The sequence below is a fragment of the Candidatus Soleaferrea massiliensis AP7 genome, from assembly GCF_000820765.1.
Lineage (GTDB): Bacteria > Bacillota > Clostridia > Oscillospirales > Ruminococcaceae > Soleaferrea > Soleaferrea massiliensis.
Genome location: NZ_CCYH01000045.1, coordinates 41,507 through 64,483, shown reverse-complemented (window position 1 = coordinate 64,483; position 22,977 = coordinate 41,507). Strand labels below are relative to the sequence as shown.

General features: G+C 53.2%; 20 protein-coding genes. 19 read left to right on the top strand and 1 reads right to left on the bottom strand.

Going from position 1 to position 22,977, the window contains the following annotated elements; genetic code table 11:
* Window positions 1–368: 368 nt before the first annotated feature.
* The 10 genes from secG to BN348_RS12000 all read left to right on the top strand — a co-directional run bounded on the left by secG (window position 369) and on the right by BN348_RS12000 (window position 10,552).
* Window positions 369–623, top strand: a complete 255-nt coding sequence (secG, locus tag BN348_RS12055) for a preprotein translocase subunit SecG (RefSeq protein ID WP_040198281.1) — start codon at window positions 369–371, stop codon at window positions 621–623.
* A 1,405-nt stretch (window positions 624–2,028) separates the two neighbouring features.
* Window positions 2,029–2,277, top strand: a complete 249-nt coding sequence (locus BN348_RS12050) for a DUF2508 family protein (RefSeq protein WP_040198280.1) — start codon at window positions 2,029–2,031, stop codon at window positions 2,275–2,277.
* Window positions 2,268–2,537 (top strand): pro-sigmaK processing inhibitor BofA family protein, encoded by a 270-nt coding sequence (locus BN348_RS12045; RefSeq protein WP_040198279.1) that lies wholly within the window; start codon window positions 2,268–2,270, stop codon window positions 2,535–2,537. The genes BN348_RS12050 and BN348_RS12045 overlap by 10 nt, the downstream gene beginning before the upstream one ends.
* A 432-nt stretch (window positions 2,538–2,969) precedes the next feature.
* Window positions 2,970–3,935 carry a polysaccharide deacetylase family protein gene (locus tag BN348_RS13360; protein ID WP_052446913.1) on the top strand — a complete coding sequence of 322 codons (966 nt, stop codon included), beginning with the start codon at window positions 2,970–2,972 and terminating at the stop codon, window positions 3,933–3,935.
* 37 nt (window positions 3,936–3,972) lie between these two features.
* Window positions 3,973–4,734 (top strand): bactofilin family protein, encoded by a 762-nt coding sequence (locus BN348_RS12030; RefSeq protein ID WP_040198277.1) that lies wholly within the window; start codon window positions 3,973–3,975, stop codon window positions 4,732–4,734.
* 107 nt (window positions 4,735–4,841) lie between these two features.
* The gene (locus BN348_RS12025; protein WP_052446912.1) at window positions 4,842–5,732 is read left to right on the top strand and encodes an RluA family pseudouridine synthase; all 891 of its coding nucleotides are present in this window, start codon (window positions 4,842–4,844) and stop codon (window positions 5,730–5,732) included.
* Between the two features lie 259 nt (window positions 5,733–5,991).
* On the top strand, window positions 5,992–6,759 hold the full coding sequence (locus BN348_RS12015) for a transporter substrate-binding domain-containing protein (RefSeq protein WP_040198275.1): 768 nt from the start codon (window positions 5,992–5,994) through the stop codon (window positions 6,757–6,759).
* A gap of 108 nt (window positions 6,760–6,867) precedes the next feature.
* Window positions 6,868–7,602 carry an amino acid ABC transporter permease gene (locus BN348_RS12010; protein WP_242844348.1) on the top strand — a complete coding sequence of 245 codons (735 nt, stop codon included), beginning with the start codon at window positions 6,868–6,870 and terminating at the stop codon, window positions 7,600–7,602.
* Entirely contained in the window at window positions 7,589–8,314 is a 726-nt protein-coding gene (locus BN348_RS12005) for an amino acid ABC transporter ATP-binding protein (RefSeq protein ID WP_040198273.1), read from the top strand. The genes BN348_RS12010 and BN348_RS12005 overlap by 14 nt, the downstream gene beginning before the upstream one ends.
* Window positions 8,315–8,794: 480 nt before the next feature.
* Complete coding sequence (locus BN348_RS12000) at window positions 8,795–10,552, top strand: M23 family metallopeptidase (protein WP_040198272.1); 1,758 nt, start codon at window positions 8,795–8,797, stop codon at window positions 10,550–10,552.
* A gap of 698 nt (window positions 10,553–11,250) precedes the next feature.
* Here BN348_RS12000 and BN348_RS11995 read toward each other — a convergent pair.
* Window positions 11,251–12,972: a phospho-sugar mutase gene (locus BN348_RS11995; protein WP_052446911.1), complete on the bottom strand. Its 1,722-nt coding sequence runs from the start codon at window positions 12,970–12,972 to the stop codon at window positions 11,251–11,253.
* Window positions 12,973–13,248: 276 nt separating this feature from the next.
* On the opposite strand from BN348_RS11995, the gene BN348_RS11990 reads away from it, so the two are divergent.
* From BN348_RS11990 to BN348_RS11945, 9 genes are all read left to right on the top strand, one after another.
* Window positions 13,249–14,778 (top strand): YifB family Mg chelatase-like AAA ATPase, encoded by a 1,530-nt coding sequence (locus tag BN348_RS11990; protein ID WP_040198271.1) that lies wholly within the window; start codon window positions 13,249–13,251, stop codon window positions 14,776–14,778.
* A gap of 316 nt (window positions 14,779–15,094) precedes the next feature.
* Window positions 15,095–15,391, top strand: a complete 297-nt coding sequence (locus BN348_RS11985; RefSeq protein WP_040198270.1) for a Dabb family protein — start codon at window positions 15,095–15,097, stop codon at window positions 15,389–15,391.
* Window positions 15,392–15,972: 581 nt separating this feature from the next.
* Window positions 15,973–17,112: a zinc ribbon domain-containing protein gene (locus tag BN348_RS11975; RefSeq protein ID WP_040198268.1), complete on the top strand. Its 1,140-nt coding sequence runs from the start codon at window positions 15,973–15,975 to the stop codon at window positions 17,110–17,112.
* A gap of 138 nt (window positions 17,113–17,250) precedes the next feature.
* Window positions 17,251–17,454, top strand: a complete 204-nt coding sequence (rpmE, locus tag BN348_RS11970; protein ID WP_040198267.1) for a 50S ribosomal protein L31 — start codon at window positions 17,251–17,253, stop codon at window positions 17,452–17,454.
* A 95-nt stretch (window positions 17,455–17,549) separates the two neighbouring features.
* A complete protein-coding gene (locus BN348_RS11965) occupies window positions 17,550–18,173 on the top strand; it encodes a YigZ family protein (protein ID WP_040198266.1) in 624 nt (207 codons plus the stop codon).
* A 190-nt stretch (window positions 18,174–18,363) separates the two neighbouring features.
* Complete coding sequence (locus tag BN348_RS11960) at window positions 18,364–19,371, top strand: deoxyguanosinetriphosphate triphosphohydrolase (protein WP_040198265.1); 1,008 nt, start codon at window positions 18,364–18,366, stop codon at window positions 19,369–19,371.
* A gap of 205 nt (window positions 19,372–19,576) precedes the next feature.
* Window positions 19,577–21,328, top strand: coding sequence for a DNA primase (dnaG, locus tag BN348_RS11955; protein ID WP_040198264.1), 1,752 nt, complete (start codon window positions 19,577–19,579; stop codon window positions 21,326–21,328).
* A gap of 58 nt (window positions 21,329–21,386) precedes the next feature.
* On the top strand, window positions 21,387–22,472 hold the full coding sequence (gene rpoD, locus BN348_RS11950; protein WP_040198263.1) for an RNA polymerase sigma factor RpoD: 1,086 nt from the start codon (window positions 21,387–21,389) through the stop codon (window positions 22,470–22,472).
* A 69-nt stretch (window positions 22,473–22,541) separates the two neighbouring features.
* Entirely contained in the window at window positions 22,542–22,946 is a 405-nt protein-coding gene (locus BN348_RS11945; RefSeq protein ID WP_040198262.1) for an RrF2 family transcriptional regulator, read from the top strand.
* The last annotated feature ends 31 nt before the right edge of the window (window positions 22,947–22,977 follow it).

Sequence of the window (22,977 nt, the reverse complement as noted above, 5' to 3'; positions counted from 1 at the left end):
AAATATGCTTCTATACGGCCGGGATTCAGTGATATCAACGCAAACGCAATCCTGTTTTTTTACAAACTTCTTTTGTAAAGCCACTATTATTATGTCACCGCATGTGAAGATTATCATCGGGAATTTATGGAATGCGTTTCAAAATTTTTTCGTCGAATCCAGCTGTATTTTTAAAGATTTTTCTTGAAAAAACATTTCGGGTATGATATAATCTAACAAGAGGACTATTCATAAAATCTCGTTCATTACGCATTGCGCGCAGCGGCCGCCGGAGCGAAAGTCTTCGGTTCCCTGTTCCGGACGGATTTTAAAAAATAAAGAATATGAAACGCAGTGTTCTATGCGTAGTTCAGCGAGGAGGTAAGAAAATGGGTTTGGCAGAAATCATCTTAGGTGTAGCTTTGATTTTGATTTGTATCTTCCTGATCATCGTGGTTCTTCTTCAGGAATCCAAAACGCAGGGCATGAACGTGATCACCGGCGGCACCTCGGAATCCTATCTTGGCAAAAACCAGGGCAGGACGATGGAAGCGCTGCTGAAAAGAATCACCAAGATTGCGGCAATCCTGTTCATCGTGCTGGCTGTTGCCATCAACGTATACCTTGTATTCTTTGCAGGTTAAGTGAAAAAAACTGCATGCATATGAAAAAAGAGCGGATGATCATCCGCTCTTTTTTTGTTATCTTCATTTTCAGATTTTCATATACGGGCGTATATGAAGGATAGTTGGATTAGAGATGTTTGCATTTATGAAGTATCAGGTGAAGATAAAACACGGAGATAGGATCAACATGTTTCATCAGTTATATGGTAGAGTTAGAATACCGTATTCTGACTCTACCATATAACTGATAGTATCGGGACAAGAATTCTTATTTCGCAGCGGCGCAGCGGCTTCGCTGTGATTGTCAAGAACCACTTGGCAAAGTGGAAGTTCTTCTTTGCGCGGCCAAAGAAGAACCAAGAAAGGCCGCCAAAGGGGGAATGCCGCTTCGGTACAGTTAATATGGACGTCATTCCCCCTTTGGAAACCCCCTCAGCCCGTCCGCACCCTATTTAGGGCAAGGAAGCACAGCGTTCGCTGAGTTCGGACGTCTGTTACATCGACTGTTATGTCTGTATATCCGCTCGCCCTGTATTCCGAATCCATTGGCAGAGCAATTGACACTATGCTGTTGTAATAAAGGTTTCGTTTTGTACTCTAAATAAACAGGGTGGTTGCCCGATGTGCCTGTCTAAGAAAGTTGAGTCCCTGTAGATTCCCTGCAAGATATTTAATCGAAGAATCGTGGTATATCTATGACCGATAAAATCTACAAGAATTGATGTCAGTCTACGACCAGCCAAGGGATTGGGGTACCATGAAAGCAACCTGTAGCCGGGAAAGCGTCCGCTGCTAGCTATGCCCGACCACTCAGCCAAAAGCAATACGCCGCCCGCAGGCGGCCGTAGCAGGTAATGGGATATCAGAGGGGATTTTCAAGGGGGCCATCTGGCTAGGAGCGGCACAGTGCATGGCCCCCTTGAACGGCCTTTCTTGGTTACTTCTTTGGCCACGCAAAGAAGTAACGACCACACTGCCAAGTGGCTCTTGGTAAACAGCGAAAGGCCGCTGTGCCACAGTGAAGTAACGACCAGATTGCCAAGTGGCTCTTGGTAAACAGCGAAAGGCCGCTGTGCCACAGTGAAGTAACGACCAGATTGCCAAGGTTCCTTGGCAAACAAAGCGATATCGCTGTGCCACAGCGGAGTAACAACCACCCCGCCAAGCGCCACTTGGCAAACAAAACGGCGCATGCTCTGCTTCATTGGCAGCTTGATGATTTAAAAATATACCAGCGTGAACAAACGCGGTAAACAAGTTTGACTTTATCGAATAGTCCGTCCACTTTTTTCTAACACCGGTATAATGGAAGGCATATTTGTCCATTCTACTTACATATACATGTATCAAAAGAAAGGCGGTTAAAACAGTGGAAGGACTATTACATGCAAAAAGTTTCCTGCATCTGGGAAGCCGTAGTCGTGTGCAGGAGAAAAAAGAAGAACGCGAGCTCATTGCGGAACTGGGAATCCTGAAAAAGCGCATCGAAGAGGTGGACACGCGGTTCGACCTGGAGGTGGACGACGATCTGATCGACGCCTGCATCTACGAGAAGAATTCACTGATGGCAAGATACCGCCATCTTTTGAAGTATGCGAAGGAGCAGGGCTTCACCTGCCATCCCTGCCGGCAGATGATGCGGTTCGAGGGGGAATATCTTTCATGGGAATAGCGGACATCGCCATATTCTGCGTCATGGCGGCGATCTTCATCTTGATGGTGAAGATCTACATAAAAACCCGGCGGCCCTTTGCAGCGGCAATGGGCAATATGTCCTTGGGGCTTTTGGGACTGCTGGGCATCAATCTGACCACGTCGTTTACCTCCATCGGGATGGTATATAACATCTTTACGGTCTTCACCTCGCTGATGCTGGGTCTCCCCGGCGTCATCTCGATGCTGATCGTCAAGCTGATGTGGGGGGTGGCCTGAGACGAAAACGACATAGAACGCCGTGAATCAGTCCAAACTGAGCGGCGTTCTTTTTTGTGCGCTGAGTCGAATCCCGGCTGGAAAATCCTGTTTATGGAATCTGTGTATCCCAATAAAATTTATCAAAACGGCCGGTTCTCCCAATTCTTTTGCTGCATGAGAAAATATGCGGATGAGATGCGGCCATTCATCAAAAATATCTGGATATTCCAGAAAATAATCGGAAAAACAGGGGTCAGGATTACCAACATGGCGGTTAAAAATACAGATATTTCGATCAATACACCCATATTTTTTAAATTTTTTTACTGTTGTTGACAATACAAGACAGAATGTTATATAATGAAAACAGTTAGACTCTGTGCATACCGGCACAGCAGTCCTATTAAAAAGGAAAAGCCCGGTTTTTGGGCTTGAGAAATGTGTGTGGCTATGGTAAATAGAAGAAATGTACGGATCTTTAAGACCGTGATCATCTCCGCCATCATTGCAATGATCGTCATTCCAACCATCATTGCAATTGTTCAAAGTGTCCGGATTGGATACCTGCAGAGCGAAATTGTGGAGCTGTATACACAGGTTGCGGATCTGTCCAAACGCAGCGAGCGCAACAGCATCTCCAACAAACCGCTTTTGGATTCGCCGGGCGGTTCGGCTTCGCAGGACGAGGAGAATCCATTCAAAGATTATCACCCGGGCCTGTGGATTCCGACAAAAGACCGGGCGCCGGACAACTACACGGAAAATTCCAGTCCGATGATCTATTTTACATTTGACGACGGCCCGTCCCCGGTGACGGATGAGGTGCTGGACATCCTGAAGGAAAAGGGTGTTAAGGCAACTTTTTTTGTGATTGGACGCGAGGATGAGGAATCCAAGCGGCTCTACAAGCGCATCGTGGATGAGGGGCACGCGATTGCCATGCACTCCTACACCCACGATTACAGCAAGGTTTACGCTTCGATAGACAGCTTCCTGGAAGAGTTTGAGCGGCTGAGCCAGGTCATCGTCGATGCGACCGGCGTGAAGCCGACCGTGTACCGTTTCCCGGGCGGAAGCAACAACTCGAATGTCGACCCCGGTCTGATGAAAGAGATTATTCAGGAGATGGGCGCCAGGGGCTATGTATTTTACGACTGGCACACCTCTGCGGAGGATGCGGTCGGGCATTCTGTTACGGAGGAGCATCTGTACAATGCCATTATGAAGAACATCAATAACCGCGAAAAGAGCGGCTACAACCGTGCGATCATTCTGGCGCATGACTCTTCTGCAAATGTCAACCTGCCGAAGGTTCTTCCAAGGCTCATTGACGAGCTGAAGGAACGGGGATATCTGTTCGATTCGGTGACAAACCGCGTCCAGCCGGAGCAGTTTGTCAAGGTTGGACAGAAATAATTGTTGAAAAATCATAGATATATAAGGAGGAAGTCTCATGGGACTGAAATCGGATTTCTCACAGGCTTTTAGAGAGGTATTTAATCCCGAAGACGCCAGCAAAGCGGCGGCTGCGGAGAAGGAAAGCAAACAGGCGGCTAAGGAAGCGCCGAAGAAGCAGCCGCAGCAGACCGTCAAAAAGGTTGTTTCGGAAAACACCACTGTCAAAAAGGTTGCACAGCCGGCAGCACCGAAAGAGGTGCGGGAGGAGCCGAAGCCAGCCGAGCCCAAGAAGGTTTCCGAGCCGCAGGCGGCATCCACCGATGTTGTGGTCGCCAAGACCGTCGCGCCGGCTCAGGCCATCGACACCTCCACGACCGTGATCTGCGGAAAGACCACCATCAACGGTAATATCGAATCGGATGGTTCGATCGAGCTGATGGGAACCATCAACGGCAATGTGAACTGCAAGGGCAATTTCACCGTTTCCGGCCGGGTTGAGGGCGACGCAGAGGCGGTCAACATTGTCGCAAAGGGCGCGGCCATCCGCGGCAAGCTCGAAGCTTCCGGCGATGTGTTCGTCAGCGACGGAACCAAGATTGTCGGAGACATCCATGCGGATTCCGCCGAGATCAACGGAAAAATCAAGGGCAACATCGACATCAAGCATTCGGTGCTGTTCGGCAAAACCGCGCTGGTGGTCGGCGACATCGTGGCCGACGTCATTCAGGTCAACGAGGGTGCGGTCATCTACGGTCATTTTGGCATGCGCAGAGATTCCCAGTCCGTGGCGGATATCTTCCCGGACTTTGATGAATAAGGATTGATACGAAGGATCATCTGTTCCGGAAGCCGCCGCTTCAGCCCGCTGGGGCTGAAACGGCGGCTTCTTTGCGGATATGGGAAACAGGACGAAGGAGAGAAGCCATGCAGGAGAATGTGTACCACATCACATCCGAATACGACGAGATGCAGGTGGGGTTCTATTTAAAGCGGGTCCATGGATATTCCCGCCGGGTACTCAGCCGCGTCAAAAAGAACCGGGAGGCGATTGATCTCAATGGCAGCCACATCCGCATGGTGGACGGACTGCACACCGGGGATATCCTGCGCATCCGGCTCTATGATGAGGAGAAGGGGATGCGGGAGAGCGACGCCGAGGCGGGGATCTGTCTGGAGGATGAGCAGGTGGTGGTCTTCAACAAGCCGCCGTTTATGCCGACCCATCCGTCGCGGTTCCATCCATACGATACGCTTGGCAACGTCTTTGCGGCGCACTGCAGAAAGAACGGTTATGACATCCCGTACCGGCCGGTCAACCGGCTGGACAAGGACACCTCCGGCGCGGTGCTCGTGGCCAAGAATGCTTACGCAGCCTGCCGGCTGCAGACAGGCGTGTATAAGGAGTATCTGGCGGTGGTACATGGAACGCCGGAAAAGCGGCAGGGAACCATCGACGCGCCGATCGGCCGGGTGAAGGAGGACGAAATCAAGCGTATGGTGCGCCCGGACGGACAGCGCGCCGTGACCGGCTATACCACGTTGGCCTCGGGCGGCGGATGCAGCCTGATAAGGCTGGTTCTGCAGACCGGCAGGACCCATCAGATCCGCGTGCATCTTTCCTCGATCGGGCATCCGCTGGTTGGGGATGTGCTTTACGGCGGCGACGGCAGCCTTCTTCAGCGTCAGGCCCTGCACTGCGGCTATATGGCGTTTGAGGAGCCGGAGACCGGAAAGCGGATCACTGTAACAGCCCCGCTGATGCCGGATATGCGCGTTCTGCTGGAGAGGCTCGGCTTGACGGATGGGAATGTATAAATATCAGCGCGTGTCATTTTGCGCTCCCGCGCCGGGGACAAGCGGCGCGAGGGATGCAGAAAATTTATGCATTGGGGGAAAAAGTGGCGATTCCCACTTGATTTCTTGTATGGGTGCATATATAATAAGAATAGCGTTTTGCTCCGCTGGATGACGAATTATGCATCGCTGGCGAATCTTGATGCAGATTTGGCAGATGCATGTAAGGCGGCGGAGAAGGAAAAGAGCATGATGACTCAATATTTTGGAGGTTAAAGGTATGAAGAAAACAATGAAAAAACTTGCGGCAGGCGTTCTGGCGCTGACCATGGCGTTGTCGATGACCGCCTGCTCCAGCTACACGACCCTCGATCAGATTAGAAAAGACGGAAAGATTGTCATGGGCACCAACGCCGCGTTCCCGCCGTTTGAGTATATGGAAGGCGAAACCATTGTCGGCGTCGATGCGGAGATCGCGGCGGAAATCGCAAAGGACCTCGGCGTGGAGCTGGAAATCAAAAACATGGAATTCGATTCGATCATCCCGTCGGTCACCACCGGCAAGGTCGCGTTCGGCGCAGCCGGCATGACCGTGCGTGAGGACCGCCTGAAGAACGTCGACTTCTCCACCAAATATGTCAAATCCTCGCAGTATATCATTCTGCCGGAAGACAGCGACATCACCTCCCCGGACCAGCTGGAAGGCAAACGTATCGGCGTACAGGCCGGTACCACAGGGGATATGTATGCAACCGAGGAGATTGAAGGAGCCACAGTCAATCCTTATAAAAATGCATTGGATGCGGCAATGGACCTGAATACAGGAAAGCTGGATGCTGTCATCATAGACAAGCTGCCGGCGGAGACCATCGTCAAACAGAACGCGGGACTGAAGCTTGTCAATGAACCGCTGACCGAAGAGGAATACGCAATCTGTGTCGGCAAGGGCAACAAAGAACTGCTCGAAGCCATCAACGGCACACTTCAGCGCCTGATGGACGAAGGCAAAATTGATTCCTATCTGGCAAAACACAACTCGGCGCAGTAAATCCGACTATAGAAAGAACGAACCGGACAGCAGATGTCTTGAAGGGCATCTGCTGTTCTGTTAACCGCATAAAAAGCTTTGGGAGATGCTTTTGGGAGGGGATACAGTTTGAATCTATTTGACAGCCTTATGAATGAGCTGCAGCAGACGCTGATTACCGACGACCGCTGGAAGTCGCTCTTAGGAGGACTTGGCAACACAGTGCTGATTGCGGTGTTTGCCATCCTGCTGGGTGTGCTGATCGGTCTGATCGTAGCGGTGGTACGTGTCAGCGCGGCAAGCTCCAAGGGGAAGCCGGTCCGAAACAAATTCAGTCACGGCGTTCTGATATTTTTTGACAAGCTCTGCGGCGTTTATCTGTCGATCATCCGCGGGACACCAATTGTGGTGCAGGTTATGATTATGTATTTTGGCATTCTGGCGCTGACCAGTTTAAATGGCGTTCAGGTTGCGATCATTTCTTTTGGCATCAATTCCGGCGCGTATGTGGCGGAAATTTTCCGCGCAGGCATTCTTTCGGTGGACAAGGGACAGATGGAAGCCGGCCGTTCGCTGGGCCTTTCATACCCCAAGTCGATGACGCTGATCGTGCTGCCGCAGGCCGTGAAAAACATTCTGCCGTCGCTGGTCAACGAGTTCATCGCACTCTTCAAGGAGACGTCGATTGTCGGTTATGTGTCGATCATCGACCTGACCATGGCGGCCAACCTGATCCGAAGCAGGACCTATCAGGCGTTTACGCCGCTGATCATTATAGCCATCGTCTACTGGGTCTGCGTCACCATCATGACACAGCTGATGCGCATACTGGAAAGGAGGCTGGCCAAGAGTGATAACCGTTAAGAATCTTGTTAAAAATTTCGGCAAAAACAACGTGCTGGACGGCATCGACGAACAGATCGAACAGGGCGAGAAGGTTGTCATCATCGGCCCGTCCGGATCCGGAAAGAGCACCTTCCTGCGCTGCCTGAACCTGCTGGAGACTCCGACCGGCGGTGAAATCTGGTTCGAAGGAAAGCAGATCAACACGCCGAAGGCCAACATCGACCAGATCAGGCGGAAGATGGGCATGGTGTTCCAGCACTTCAACCTGTTCCCGCATCTGACGGTGCTTGGGAACATCACGCTCGCTCCCGTGAAGCTGGGGCTGCAGAGCAGGGAGGAAGCGAATAAAAACGCCATGCGCCTGCTGGAACGCATCTCGCTTGCCGACAAGGCGGAGGTTTATCCCGGACAGCTTTCGGGCGGCCAGAAGCAGCGCATCGCGATCGTCCGCGCGCTGGCCATGAACCCCGACGTGATGCTGTTCGACGAGCCCACCTCGGCGCTCGATCCCGAAATGGTCGGCGAGGTATTGGAGCTGATGAAGGAGCTTGCGCGCGACGGTATGACGATGGTGGTCGTCACCCATGAGATGGGCTTTGCCCGCGAGGTCGGAACAAGGGTGCTGTTCATGGATGAAGGAAAGATTCTGGAGCAGAATACCCCGGCGGAATTTTTCGCAAATCCAAAGAACCAGCGCACACAGGACTTTTTATCCAAGGTCTTACTGTAAAAACAGGAAGGCGGAATCCCGGTATCTGCCGGAATTCCGCCTTTTTTCGCGGTTTTTACGGTTTTTTTATAAAATCCCGTAAGAACGTTAGGATTCATATGGTATCCTGTTTATGGATGCTCTGATAAGGGAGAAGCGTCCGTCTGCATAGCTTGACGTATCAAAAAAGGTGGTATCATGTTTCTTTTATAAGAAGAAAAACATATACTGTAAGGTACGAATGTTGTCGATCAGAGAATTGTCTGAAAAATTGACCAAATACATCTTGAAATATAGGTTGAATTTTGGTCAAACTGCCTTTTGTTGTTCGTCGAAATGCATAAAAGCCTTGATTTTGGCGGCATAATGTGTATAATGTTCTTTGTGTGATACACATTATGGGTAAGAAGGGACTTTAAAAACGGGCATTAGGGAGCCCGTGCAGGGAAAGGAGTTGATGGGATGGCTCTAAAAGACTGCAAAGAGCAAAAGGAAGATGGTATGCAGTCTGACATTGGTGAGAAGGCAGGAAGCTTGCTCACCGGCGCCTCTAACGTGATCAATCAAACATTTGAATATGCCTATCGCGTTTCCTATCTGGCAGGAAGCAGGCTGATCCGCTATGGAAGGCGGATATCCAAGGCTGTTTCTTCCGGTATGAAAACGTTCTTCCGGCCGCTTAAGAAGGAATCCAAGCTGGTGGCCGCGAAGACAACGGAATGGGCCCATATCATCGCAGACGATATTGCCGGACCGTTTAAAAAGATCCGGAACGGGTATATCATCGCAAAGAGACGAGTCAAGCACGCTTCGAGGAAAGGCGCAACCTCCGTTATGAAGGAATGCTTCTATCTGTTAAAGCGTGATATCAAAGAGTGCAAACATGTCATCGTAAAATTTTTCAACTATGTTATGCCGGTTTTAGCGGTCGTGGTGCTGGTGCTTACGCTGCAGCATTTCGGATCGCTGAATTATGCGCTGTCCGTCGAGTACGAGGGAGAGCAGCTCGGCTACATCGCTGATGAAGCCGTCTTTGAACGGGCGCAGAAGATGATGCAGGGACGCGTCGTGTACGAACAGGAGGAGACCCCGAAAGAGATGTCCGCACGTTTTACACTGACCGTCGTGGATGCCGATACGCAGTTCGCCAGCGTGGACCATGTGACCGATAAGCTCATTGAGATATCCGGCAACAATGTCAGCGAGGCGGATGGCCTGTATGTCGACGACAAGTTTATTGGAGCCGCGGAGAACGGTGAAAAGCTGATTGAGCTGCTGAACAGCATGCTGGACCAGTATCGCACCGGTACGGCGGATGAACGGGTTGAATTCGTCAAGCCGATTCAGGTAAAACAGGGTCTTTACCCGGTTTCCAGTATCGTGGATGTCGAAAATATCGAGTCCTCCATCACCCGTGAGGTGCAGGGGGAACAGGTTTATACCATCAAAAAAGGCGATGTGCCGATCACGGTTGCATCCGAGCATGACCTCTCGGTCGCGGATCTGAAAGAGCTGAATCCCAATATTGACGAAGCGTTTTTCCCAGGACAGGAGCTTCTCATCTCGCGTTCCCAGCCGTTCCTCGGCGTGAGGACCATCCGGACCGAGTCGAAAAAGACTGCTATCAAGCACGCAACCAAAAAGATCAACGACGCGACTTTGGAAAAGGGCACCGAAAAGGTGAAGACCGAAGGCGTTGATGGTGAAAAGAACACCACTTATGAAGTGACATATATAGACGGCGTGGAGGAGTCCCGCACCACCATTAAGGAGGAGACTCTCAAAAAGGCCGTCGATGAGGTCGTTCTGGTCGGAACGAAGGAACCAGAGGTATCCTACGGCTCATCCGGTTCTTCCGGCGGATATGTTCCGCCAAGCATCGGCGCCGGTTCCACCCAGTTTATCTGGCCGGCTCAGGGATATATCTCCTGCGGCCTGTATGGCTATGCCGGACATACCGGAATCGACATCACAACCTCCGGCGCCTATGGCAAGCCGATCTACGCATCGGCGGCGGGCACTGTCACCTATGCGGGCCAGTCCGGTCCGTACGGCATGCATGTCATCATCGACCATGGCAACGGTGTTACGACATTGTATGCGCATGCCAGTGCACTGTATGTCAGCACAGGCGCAAAAGTTTCACAGGGTCAGACCATTGCGGCAATCGGTCAAACCGGCAACGCGTTTGGCGCACACTGCCATTTTGAAATCCGTATCAATGGCCAGTATATGAACCCGGTGAACTATCTGCCATAACTCCCATTTGTACGAACGATTTAAAAAAGGGTATTCGGAATCTCCGGATACCCTTTTATATTGTGTGTTTTTCCGCAGAACATGACAGGAAAATCCTTGTTTTTTATTGGATCATCTGTCAAGGCATTTGAAATATGCATGAAATTTTATTTTTCTGAACAAAAACATAGTGCCAACATCATAAACTAAAGCAAGCCGTCTGTCAATTGACAGACGGCTTGCTTTAGTTTATGTCATCTCTGCAAAAGGATGGGTGATTACATAAAAGAATGAATTGTATATCCTTTTATGTAATAATGCTTGACTTTTCTCCGTACTTGACCTATCATTCAATTTGTACGGAGGAAAGCGAGGTGATCCATTGCGTGCAAGAATAGGCCGGCCGCCCAGCGACCATCCGAAGCTGGCAAGGACAGAAATTCGCCTGACCTTAGAGGATAAGGCGATACTGGAATACTGCTGCGAGGTTTTGGGCAGGTCGAAATCAGATATTGTTCGGGATGGCATTTACATCATGTATAACAACCTGAACAAATCAGATGAAAAATAAAAGGAAGCGGCGTTTACAAAGGTATGGAAAACTTATTTAAAAGAGACAACACGGCAGCGGGATACGGATCTCACAAGCGCACGGAAAATTACATAACAGAAAACCCCCGGCATCCCAGATGCCGGGGGTTCTATTGCAATCAATTATCTTAAAAGCCCATCAGCTTGGTCATATCCACGGCCAGTTGCTCCTGCAGCTTGGCGGCGGCTTCCTTAGTATCGCACTTGGTGGTGTAGTAGACCTTGATCTTCGGTTCCGTGCCGGACGGGCGGATGATGACGCCGGCTTCATCCTGCAGATCGAACTGCAGAACGTTCGATTTCGGCAGCTTGATCTCGGAGGTTTCACCGCTCTTCAGATCCTTCATGACGCTCGTTTCATAATCGGCAAAGCGCAGAACCTCCAAGCCGCCGATGACAGCCGGGGGATTCTTCCGCAGCGACTCCATGATGTCGTTCATGCGCTGCATGCCGGTCACACCCTCGCAGGTGAAGTTGCCCTGTACATGCAGATAGTTGCCGTACTTCGCGTAGATCTCGTTCAGCACATCCACCAGCGTTTTGCCCTGGGATTTGTAGTAGGCCGCCATCTCACAGATCAGCGCCGCGCCGTTGACAGCATCCTTGTCGCGCACATAGGTGCCGGACAGATAGCCGTAGCTCTCTTCGAAGCCGAAGATGTAGCGGTTCTGTTCGCCCTTTTCTTCCAGCAGGGCAATCTGCTCGCCGATGAACTTGAACCCGGTCAGGACATTGATGACCTGAACGCCGTAATCCTTCGCAATCGCCTCGATGATATTCGAAGTGACGATCGTTTTGACGGCAATCGGGTTCTTCGGCATGGTGCCGTTTTGAATGCGGCAGGATGCGATGTACTGCAGCAGCAGCGCGCCGACCTCGTTGCCGCTCATCAGGATGTATTCGCCGTTTTGATTGACCGCAATGCCGACGCGGTCGCAGTCCGGGTCGGTCGCCAGAAGCAGGTCCGGCTGGACCTTATCGCAGAGCTCGAGGCCCTTCTGCAGCGCTTCGCGGATTTCCGGGTTTGGGAACGGGCAGGTCGGAAAATTGCCGTCCGGATATTCCTGCTCGGGAACGACGGTCACATCCCGGATGCCCATGCGGCGGAGTGTCTCGCGGACCGGCTTGTTTCCGGTGCCGTTGAGCGGCGTGTAAACGACCTTCAGGCCGGCCTTCTCGCAGATGCCCGGGTTGATGGCCTCGCCGAGTACATGCTGGATGAACTTCTCGGTGACCTCGTCCGGAATGTATGCGATCAGCCCCTTCTGGATGGCTTCCTCGAAGTCCATGGTTTTGACATCCTCAAAGATGTCGAGCCTGTTGATCAGCGTCAGCACGCGTTCGGCGATTTCCAGCGTCATCTGGCAGCCGTCCGCGCCGTAGGCCTTGTAACCGTTGTATTTTGCCGGGTTGTGACTGGCCGTCACCATGATGCCCGCCTGGCAGCCAAGCTCGCGCACCGCGAACGAGAGCGCCGGGGTCGGCATCAGCTCTTTATAGAGATATGCCTTGATACCGTTTGCCGCGAGCACGCAGGCGGCTTCTCTGGCAAACCGGTCGGACTTGATGCGCGAATCGTAGGAGATCGCCACGCAGGCGGTCTTATAGTCCTCGTTTAAATAGTCGGCGAGACCCTGTGTGGCGCGCCGGATGGTGTAGATGTTCATGCGGTTGGTGCCCGCGCCAATCACGCCGCGCAGGCCGCCGGTTCCGAATTCCAGATCGCGGTAGAACCGGTCCACGATTTCCTCTTCCCTGCCGGTGATCTCGTTGAGCTCGTCGGTCAGGTCTTTATCTTCCAGCTGATATTGGAGCCATCTGTCGTACAACTGCTGTTCCTTCAAAATCATCACCTGTTTCCTTTTCTTTTAGAGTATATCTGCATCCGGCCGTCCTGCATATGCGCATGGAGCTTTGGTGCAGGGGATCCATCCGGTGCTCTTCATCTTGACCAAAAAATCACGGGATATCAATCTAAAATTACCCTACTTTATACTATAATACAAATAATAGAAGCTTGTCAAGGCGCAAAAAAATATTATGTGATATTGTTGAACTATTCGAAATTTGCCGTTATAATGTTTGTATAGATTGATCCGGCAACATGTCGAAAGGTGGGGACATCCTTGTATGCAGCGCTGAATTCACTGGGCTTTTTGGGCCTGGACTCCTTTGTGGTTTCGGTGGAAGTGGACATCGCGAACGGTATGCCGAACTTCGATATCGTGGGACTGCCCGACGCAGCGGTCCGCGAGGCCAAGGACCGCGTGCGGTCGGCCATCAAAAACACGGGCTTTGCGTTTCCTGTCAGCCATATCACGGTCAACCTGGCGCCGGCCGACATCAAGAAGGTGGGGCCGCTCTACGACCTGCCGATTGCGGTGGCGATTCTCAAGGCGTCCGGGCAGATGGCGGGGGAGCTGGACCGCTTTGCGTTTATCGGGGAGCTGTCGCTTTCCGGCGCACTGCATCCGGTCACCGGCGTGCTGCCAATGGTGTCGAAGGCGAAGGAGCACGGCTTCGAGGCGGTCTTTCTGCCCGCACAGAACGCGGCCGAAGCGTCGGTCGTCGACGGCATGAGCGTCTATCCGGTGGAAAGCCTTGAGCAGCTGACCGGACATCTGTCGGGCGCAAAGCGGGTTGAGGCTGCCGCGCCATACCGGTTCGAAGCGGTGCGCGCGCCGCTTTCCCTGGATTTTTCGGAGGTCAAGGGGCAGGCGCAGGCCAAGCGCGCGCTGGAAATCGCCGCGGCAGGCGCGCACAACATCCTGCTGATCGGCCCGCCGGGTTCCGGCAAAAGCATGCTGGCCAAAAGGCTGCCGTCCATCCTGCCGCCGATGACCTTCGAGGAGGCGATGGAGACCACCAAAATCCATTCGATTGCCGGGATGGTGACGCCCGAGCGGCCGATCGTTTCGGTGCGGCCGTTCCGCTCGCCGCATCACACCGTATCGCCGGCCGGGCTGACCGGCGGCGGAAGCAACCCGAAGCCCGGGGAGGTTTCGCTGGCGCACAACGGCGTGCTGTTCCTGGATGAGCTGCCGGAGTTCCCGCGCGCGACGATGGAGGTGCTGCGCCAGCCGATGGAGGACGCCAGGGTGACCATCTCCCGCGCGCAGTGCAGGCTGACCTATCCGTGCAGCGTGATGCTGGTGGCAGCCATGAATCCGTGCCCCTGCGGCTATTACGGGAGTCCCACGCGCCGCTGCGGCTGCAGCGAGGCCGCGGTCGGACGGTATCTTGGACGTGTTTCCGGGCCGCTGCTGGACCGGCTGGACCTGCACATCGAGGTGCTGCCGGTGGAATTCGACCATCTGACAGCGAAGGGCAAAGAGGAACCGTCGGAGGCCATCCGCAAACGGGTGGAGAGGGCGCGCACCTTTCAGCTGGAACGGTACCGCGGCAGCGGCGTTTCCTGCAATGCGCGGCTGACCCCATCCCTGCTGGAAAAGGTGTGCGTGATGAGCGACGACGCGTCGCGGCTGCTGAAGAACGCGTTCCAGAATCTTGGACTGTCCGCGCGGGCCTATGACCGCATCCTGAAGGTGTCGCGGACCATTGCGGACATGGAACAGAGCGGTCAGATCAAAGCCGCCCACATCGCGGAAGCGGTGCGGTACCGCAGTCTTGACCGGAAATACTGGTCCCGCGGCTGACACAGGACAAGGATGAAAGCTTGCGCGCGGACGGGTTTCCGGCAGAGAAACGGCGCGCATATCGCGGAATACTGTCACCGGCGGTTCCGACAGAAAACACAGGGAATACGGCCGCCCGGCGGCGTATTTTATAAAAGCAGGGCTTTGTTGAGTTGACATGAAAAATCGGCACTGTATTTGGTGTTCCTCTCCGTCTGTATAGGAATAAACACCAAAAAGACTGGAATCTGCTGAAATTTTATGAAACAAGCGTCTCTTCAGAGCTTTTTCATGTGTTAACTCAACCATGCCGAAAACAGAACATGGAAGATGCAGCATGATTAAACACATCGTATTCTGGAAACTGAAAGACGAAGCGCTTGGAAATACCAGGCAGCAGAACGCGCAGCAGCTCAAAGAGAGGCTCGAAGCGCTGCGCGGCCAGGTTGACGGGATGAAACACCTGGAGGTCGGCGTAAACTTCAATCCAAATGGATTCGACCTTTGCCTGTACAGTGAGTTCGACTCGAAGCAGGCGCTGGAAGCTTATCAGAGTTATCCGCCGCATGTCGAGATCAAGGGCTTTGTCGCTGAGATCACAACAGACCGAGCGGTCGCGGACTACGAATACTAGGACCGCTTTGGCCTGTTCAAAAAAGGGAGAAACCTGCCGCTGCCTGGCAGCGGGCGGCGAAAATTTACAGGCAATTTGTATTTACAAAATTGCCTGTAAATTTTTTTATGATACCATCTTAAAGATATCCATCTGTAAGGCAGCCGGATGTCTAAAATTTGTTTTTAAATTGAAGGATTCGGGTATCATTTCAAACATCTGTGGACAGAATTTATGGGACGGCGGTGTTTCCGCGTCTCATGAGAACTGGGAGCAATGTCAAAAATCTGGCAGCTTTTTTGTTTGATTCGTCAAAAATAGAATTTTATTTAGACATTTTTTATATTTTGAAACAAACAATTAATAAATATGGCCGAAAATATTGAATAATATGAAAACTTATGCTAGAATGTTATACATAGATTCGCATCCGATACGCTTAGCGCCTGTTTTTCGAGGCAAAAGGGTATCCGATGATCTTCCAACTTCGGCGACCGGCGGCGTTTGATTCCAGATAGCTGGAACAATGGTGGGAAACGCTGCTGCGGGTGGGGAATTCGCCTCACAGTATGTATAACAATATCAAAAATGGAGGCTGTTTCATGAAAGAATGTAAAAACTGCGGGCATCCTTTGGATGACGGATGTCAGGAATGTCCGAAATGCGGTTTGAAAATAGAACAACATACGCCATTGTCCGATGATATGATCAAGTGTCCGGTATGCGGCCGCTACATTGCCAAAACGGACGATTTCTGCGGCTGGTGCGAGGCCGACCGCCGCAAGCAGGGGATGATGAACGAATCGGACCAGGATGAAATGGTGCTGGAACCGCCGCCGCCGTTTTACCGGTCGGCATGGTTTCTGTGGCTGGCGCTGATCCTCGTCGCGCCGATCGGCATCTTCCTGCTCTGGAAGTACCATGACTGGCCGAAGGCCGGAAAATGGGTACTCAGTGTGTTCTTTGCGGCGCTGTTTACGGGAATGCTGGTGCTGCTCCTCAGCAGCCTCGGAAGCGCGCATGACCCGCAGGGAGGCGGGACGGACAGCTCGTCCGGTACGGTCAGCACGCCGCAGATCCGGGAAACGGTGGTCATCCGGGATAAGGATCGGGCCGAGCTGCTCAAAATCGGCGATGAAGCCCTTCTCGACACCCTCTATGACATCGGCATCCAGACCATCTGGAAGGTGTCGATCAACGAGGAGCGGGAGACCATCCGCATTCTGGCGGATGTCACCAACGATATCCTGATCCAGTATCAGGACGGCGCGCTGGAAGACATCTACAACGATGTGGAGCCGCGCCGGTATTACTACTGCGCCGACAATTCCCATGACGTCTACAGCTACCGGACCGATACGGTGATCATGTTCGCGAACGCCGCGAAGAAGGCCGAGCGTGAAGCGCGTGAGAAAGAGGCGTTCAAATCGTACAGCTATGACAACCTCCTGAAATACAACACTGCGGAACTGATCGGCACCATGGTGCGGTTTGACGGAACGGTGCATCCTGTCAGTGAGACCGATGAGATGCTCAAGCTGCGCGTCGACATCGACGGCGACGAGGAGCAGGTGGCTTATGTTTACTATGCGAAGACGGAAAGCCGCGCGCTGAATTTTGACGAGGGCGCCTACATCCGGGTGTACGGACAGACCAACGGTTCGGAACGGTACCTGACCGACGACCAGACCGAACGGTTTGTGCCGCGAATCTCGGCAAGATACATCGATCCGGTCGAATAAGAAATAAAAAAGATGAAAAAGTACTTGCATTTTTGTCCGCATTATGATATTATCTTATGAGTTATAGAAGTTCACATCAAGCTACGCCGATAAGCCTGTCAGGCGGCTGAACGTAGCGCAAAGAAAGAGGTATTGCATATGAAACAGGGAATTCATCCGAAGTATGAAAAAACCGTCATCCGCTGTGCATGCGGAGAGGAGATCGAAACGCGTTCCACCAGAGGCGACATCCGCGTTGAAATCTGCTCCAAGTGTCATCCGTTCTTCACCGGCAGACAGAAGCTGGTTGATACGGGCGGCCGTGTCGATCGGTTCAGAAAACGTTATAATCTGGGCAAATAAGCTGAATACAAACAAAAAAGAGCGGTGCATGATTCATTTGTGCATCGCTTTGTTTTTCTTTTATGGATATGAGAGATCAGGAGGGAAACGCCTTCATGGAGGAATTCAGGACCATACTAGAATGCGCGCAGGATGAGTTTACAGAGCGCAAGTCCCGGTTTATCGGCCATGTCAGCCCGGTAAAGGATGAAGAAGAGGCGCTGGCGTTCGTGGCCGGGATCAAGCAGAAGTATTGGGACGCCACGCACAATGTTCACGCCTATATCCTGCAGAATGGCATGCTCAAGCGCTACTCGGACGACGGGGAACCGCAGGGGACGGCCGGCATCCCGGTGCTGGACGTGCTGCAGAAGGAAAAGGTGACCGATGTGGCCGTGGTGGTCACGCGGTATTTCGGCGGCATCCTGCTGGGCGCGGGCGGCCTTGTGCGCGCCTATTCGCACGGGGCGAAGCTCGCGCTGGATGCGGCCGGCATTGTCACGAAACGGCTGTGCTATGTGATAAAACTGGAGTTCGACTATGCGATGTACGGTAAGATCAGCTACATCCTGCCCCAGTACCAGACGCTGACGCTGGGCAGCGACTTCGGCGCGGCGGTGGTGTTGCGGGTCATGATGCAGGCGTGTCACTACGACCGGTTTGTGAAGGATGTGACCGAGCTCAGCGGCGGGACCATCGTTCCGAAGCTCGAAGAGGAGGTCTTTTCGGAGAAATGCTGATGTTCGGCGAAAGCCGCCGTCGCGTTTTGCCGCCGGTTGGCACAGAAACGGGATTGTTTGGCTGATCTGGCCTTTCAAAGCGGGAAAAGATAAACTTTTTGTGTCCGCCGCAGGAGAATTACAATCGAAACGGTATAATAAGAGTAGAATGTATATCATGGGAAAAAACCGATGAAAAGGGGGTTTTTCTATGAATATCAGGGAACAGACCCAGCGGCTGGAGCACGAGATGCTCTCGCCGCGCGCGGCAAAAAGCGACGGGTCAAAGGGCCGCATGAGGCCGCAGAAGGACTGCGATATCCGCACCTGCTACCAGCGGGACAGGGACCGTATCCTGCACTGCAAATCCTTCCGGCGGCTCAAGGACAAAACACAGGTCTTTCTGGCCCCGGAGGGCTCGCATTACCGCACCCGCCTGACCCATACGCTGGAGGTGTCGCAGATTGCGCGCACCATCGCGCGGGCGCTGCGGCTCAACGAGGACCTGACCGAGGCGATCTGCCTGGGGCACGACCTCGGCCACACGCCGTTCGGCCACGCCGGGGAGCGTGCGCTCGATCGGGTATGCGAATATGGATACCGGCACAACATCCAGAGCGTGCGGGTCGTACACCGGCTGGAAAACGACCTCAAGGGGCTGAACCTCACCTATGAGGTGTTAAACGGCATCGCCTGCCACACCACCAGACGGACTGCGAAGACTCTGGAGGGACGGGTGGTGCGGTTTGCCGACAAAATCGCCTATCTGAACCACGACTTTGAGGACGCCGTGCGCGGCGGCATCCTCGAGGAGGACGATCTCCCGTGGGACGTCAAGTACATACTGGGGCGTTCCAAGTCCGCGCGCATCACCGCGCTGATCACCTCGATCATCGAGCATTCCGATGAGGACATCGCGATGGACGAGGAGACCTTCCGCACCTTTCTGCTGTTCCGCAGCTTTATGTTTGAAAACGTCTACACCAACCCGCAGGCAAAGGGGGAGGAAGGCAAGGCCGAATACCTGACCGGCAGGCTGTACGAACATTTCCTGCAATTTCCCGAACGGCTGCCGCCGCTCTACCGGCAGGTCTGCGAGCAGGAGGGGAAGGCGCGGGCGGTCTGCGATTACATCTCAGGCATGACCGACAACTACGCGATCGGTTTGTATGAGGATATCTTTATCCCACGATCCTGGGGCGGACCCAGGCAGGGATGAGTTTCCATCTGCCGCAGGATATGGCTGCTGCGGGAAAGGGATTACCGGACGACGGCCGTTTAAGGGAATCGTCTGTCCATTGCAAATGCGTTTTCTCAAAACCGGAAGCCGGCGGAATTTTGGCAGCTCAACCAAAGCGGTGCCGGGGAAGCGGAAAACAATGTTGCAAATATATGATTTGAGATAGGAAAGGAGAGGATGCCCTATCATTGGAAGCCAGTTTATCGAGGAGCTTAAATTTCACTGTGAGATTGAGGATGTGGTGTCCTCTTACGTCAGCCTGAAGCGCGGCGGCCGCAACCTGATGGGACTTTGCCCGTTCCATTCAGAGAAGACCGGATCCTTCGCGGTGTTTCCGGATACGCAGTCCTTCTACTGCTTCGGATGCGGCAAGGGCGGCGACGTGATCACCTTCATCGAGGAGATCGAGCATCTCAGCTATGTGGAGGCTGTGCAGCTTCTGGCCAAGCGGGCCGGCCTTGAGGTGCCGGACAGCGGCGAGAACAACGAGCTGGCGCGCCTGAAAACGGAGATATTGGAAATCAACCGGCAGGCGGCGCGCTTCTATTATAAATACCTGTTGAGCGACAACGGAAAAGCGGCGCGCGCATACCTGGTCGAACGGGGACTGAGCGCGGAAACCGTCAAGAAATTCGGGCTTGGCTACGCGCCGAATGCATGGGGAGAGATGTACCGCCATCTGAAAGGCCTTGGTTACCGGGATGAGGCGCTTTTGTCCTCGAATATCGTGGCCAGAGGCCGGAACGGTTCGTGCTATGACCAGTTCCGGAACCGCGTGATCTTCCCGATCATCGACCTGCGCGGGAACGTCATCGCGTTCGGCGGCCGCGCGCTGGATCAAAAGGGGCCGAAATACCTGAACTCCTCCGACACGCCGGTCTTTAAGAAGAGCCGGAACCTGTTTGCGCTGAATATCGCAAAGGCGAGCAAAGCCGGAAAGCTGATCCTTTCAGAAGGCTATATGGATGTCATCAGCATCCATCAGGGCGGCTTCGACTATGCGGTCGCGACGCTCGGCACGGCGCTGACAAGCGAACAGGTGCAGCTGATTGCGCAGTACACCAACGAGGTCATCCTGGCCTACGACAGCGACGAGGCGGGGCAGAAGGCGACCAAGCGGGCCGTCGAGCTGCTGGATGCCAGAGGGCTGCAGATCAGGATCCTGTCGATCCCCGGCGCGAAGGATCCGGACGAATACATCAAAAAATTCGGCAGCACGCGGTTTAAGCTGCTTTTGGACGGCAGCGACAACTATGTCGAATATGAGCTGCACCGTCTCAGGCAGGTCTACGATATTGAGACGACACAGGGAAAAATCGATTATCTGAAGAAGGCGTCCAAGCTGTTAAGCGAGGTAAACAGCCCGGTGGAACGGGATGTATTCATCCTGAAGGTTGCGAATGAGCTTTCCATCACCAAGGACGCGCTGTATCTGCAGGTAAATAATTTGATAAAACAAAACCGAAGGGCGAAGAATAAAAAGGAGCGGGCGGATATCCATATAGCCGGCTTTGAAAAGCTCGACAAGATCAACCCGGAGCGAAACCGAAACAAGGGCGCGGCGCTGACCGAAGAAAAGCTCATCGCCGTGCTGATGAAGAACCCGGATTATTACAACAGGATCTGCTGCCGCATCAGGCCTGAAGACTTTGTGACCTCCTTCAACCGGCAGGTCTACACGGTTTTGACCGAGCGGCTCAGGCAGAATCTGCCGGTCGACCTGATGCAGCTTTCCGCCGACTTTGACAAGGAGCAGATGGCGCGCATTGCGGGGATTCTCAACGCGTCCGACGCGCACTGTACAACGGAACAGGCCGATGAGTATATGGAACGGCTGCTGGAATTCAAAAACAGAAAGACAAAAGAAGACATCGCCGGCATGGACGACAACGACACGCTGGCATATATCGCAAGCTTGGGGAAAAAGAAAAAGTAAGCGCATTCGAATATCCGACAGAACTGTTATGCGCAGTAATACAAGAGGAGTTACAAATATGGCAAATGCTGAAAAGAAAAACGTGATCAAGGATTTAATCGAGCACGGCAAGACCAAGGGCAAGCTGACCACCAAGGAGATCAACGACGCGCTTGAGGAACTCGATTTCGACGTGGAGCAGGTGGATAAGCTGTATGATACGCTGGAAGCCTACAGCATCGAAATCATCGAGGACCTTGCGCCGGCCATCGACGCGGATTTCCATGTCCAGAGCGAGCACGAGGATCTCGAGGTTGCGCTGTCGGCCGAGGGCATCAACATCGACGATCCGGTCAAGGTCTATCTCAAGGAGATCGGCCGGGTGCCCCTGCTGACGCCGGAGGAAGAGATCGATCTTGCGACGCGGATGGAGCAGGGCGACGAGTATGCGAAGAAGCGGCTGTCCGAGGCGAACCTCAGGCTGGTCGTCAGCATCGCGAAGCGCTATGTCGGCCGCGGCATGCAGTTTCTGGACCTGATCCAGGAGGGCAATTTGGGACTCATCAAGGCAGTCGAGAAGTTTGACCACACCAAGGGCTTCAAATTCTCGACCTATGCGACCTGGTGGATCCGGCAGGCCATCACCCGCGCAATTGCGGACCAGGCAAGGACCATCCGCATCCCGGTCCACATGGTCGAGACAATCAACAAGGTCAAAAAGGTAAGCTCCCTGCTGCTGCATAAGAACGGACACGACCCAACGGCCGAGGAGATTGCCGCGGAGCTGGATATGCCGGTCGACAAGGTGCGCGAGATCATGCGGGTGGCGCAGGAGCCGGTATCGCTCGAAACGCCGATCGGCGAGGAGGAGGACAGCCATCTCGGCGACTTCATCCCGGACGACGACGCGCCGGCCCCGGCAGAGGCGGCTTCGCATACGCTGCTCAAGGAACAGCTTTCGGATGTGCTGCAGACTTTGACGCCGCGCGAAGAAAAGGTGCTGCGCCTTCGGTTTGGACTGGAGGACGGCCGTTCCAGAACGCTCGAGGAGGTCGGAAAGGAGTTCAATGTGACCAGGGAGCGCATCCGCCAGATCGAGGCCAAGGCGCTCAGAAAGCTGCGGCATCCAAGCAGGAGCAAAAAGCTCAAGGACTTTTTGGATTGATGCAGAGAAACAGGATATGCAGATATGGGGAACACAATGTAAGACGATTAGATGGGAGAAGTATTTGAGATGCATATTACTCTGGAAGCCGATTATGCTACGAGGATGGTTTACTGTCTGGCGAAAAATGGGAAACGGCTGGACGCGAAGACCCTGGCGGAGATGTCCGGCGTCACGCTGCGGTTTTCTTTGAAGATTCTCAGAAAACTGGTCGCAAGCGGCATCATCAAATCCTATAAGGGAATCCAGGGCGGATACGAGCTGGCAAAGCCCGCGTCTGAAATCACGCTGCGGCAGGTGGTCGAGACCATTGAGGGGCCGTTTTACATCAACCGGTGTATGGATGAGGATTTTGTCTGTACAAGGGAGAAGGACGAGCCCTGTTTCTTCCGGGAGGTCTTTATCAAGGCATCCGAGATGGTGCGGGCGGAGTTTGACAAGATCACCTTTGACCAGTTCGAGGAAAAATCATAAAATTTAAATATTTGACATATGTGCGGCAGTG

What these genes read in the sequence shown, in the direction of transcription:
- secG (WP_040198281.1), top strand. Translation starts at nt 369, where the DNA reads ATGGGTTTGGCAGAAATCATCTTAGGTGTAGCTTTGATTTTGATTTGT.
- BN348_RS12045 (WP_040198279.1), top strand. Translation starts at nt 2,268, where the DNA reads ATGGGAATAGCGGACATCGCCATATTCTGCGTCATGGCGGCGATCTTC.
- BN348_RS13360 (WP_052446913.1), top strand. Translation starts at nt 2,970, where the DNA reads ATGGTAAATAGAAGAAATGTACGGATCTTTAAGACCGTGATCATCTCC.
- BN348_RS12030 (WP_040198277.1), top strand. Translation starts at nt 3,973, where the DNA reads ATGGGACTGAAATCGGATTTCTCACAGGCTTTTAGAGAGGTATTTAAT.
- BN348_RS12025 (WP_052446912.1), top strand. Translation starts at nt 4,842, where the DNA reads ATGCAGGAGAATGTGTACCACATCACATCCGAATACGACGAGATGCAG.
- BN348_RS12015 (WP_040198275.1), top strand. Translation starts at nt 5,992, where the DNA reads ATGAAGAAAACAATGAAAAAACTTGCGGCAGGCGTTCTGGCGCTGACC.
- BN348_RS12000 (WP_040198272.1), top strand. Translation starts at nt 8,795, where the DNA reads ATGCAGTCTGACATTGGTGAGAAGGCAGGAAGCTTGCTCACCGGCGCC.
- BN348_RS11995 (WP_052446911.1), bottom strand. Translation starts at nt 12,972, where the DNA reads ATGATTTTGAAGGAACAGCAGTTGTACGACAGATGGCTCCAATATCAG.
- BN348_RS11985 (WP_040198270.1), top strand. Translation starts at nt 15,095, where the DNA reads ATGATTAAACACATCGTATTCTGGAAACTGAAAGACGAAGCGCTTGGA.
- BN348_RS11975 (WP_040198268.1), top strand. Translation starts at nt 15,973, where the DNA reads ATGAAAGAATGTAAAAACTGCGGGCATCCTTTGGATGACGGATGTCAG.
- rpmE (WP_040198267.1), top strand. Translation starts at nt 17,251, where the DNA reads ATGAAACAGGGAATTCATCCGAAGTATGAAAAAACCGTCATCCGCTGT.
- BN348_RS11965 (WP_040198266.1), top strand. Translation starts at nt 17,550, where the DNA reads ATGGAGGAATTCAGGACCATACTAGAATGCGCGCAGGATGAGTTTACA.
- BN348_RS11960 (WP_040198265.1), top strand. Translation starts at nt 18,364, where the DNA reads ATGAATATCAGGGAACAGACCCAGCGGCTGGAGCACGAGATGCTCTCG.
- rpoD (WP_040198263.1), top strand. Translation starts at nt 21,387, where the DNA reads ATGGCAAATGCTGAAAAGAAAAACGTGATCAAGGATTTAATCGAGCAC.
- BN348_RS11945 (WP_040198262.1), top strand. Translation starts at nt 22,542, where the DNA reads ATGCATATTACTCTGGAAGCCGATTATGCTACGAGGATGGTTTACTGT.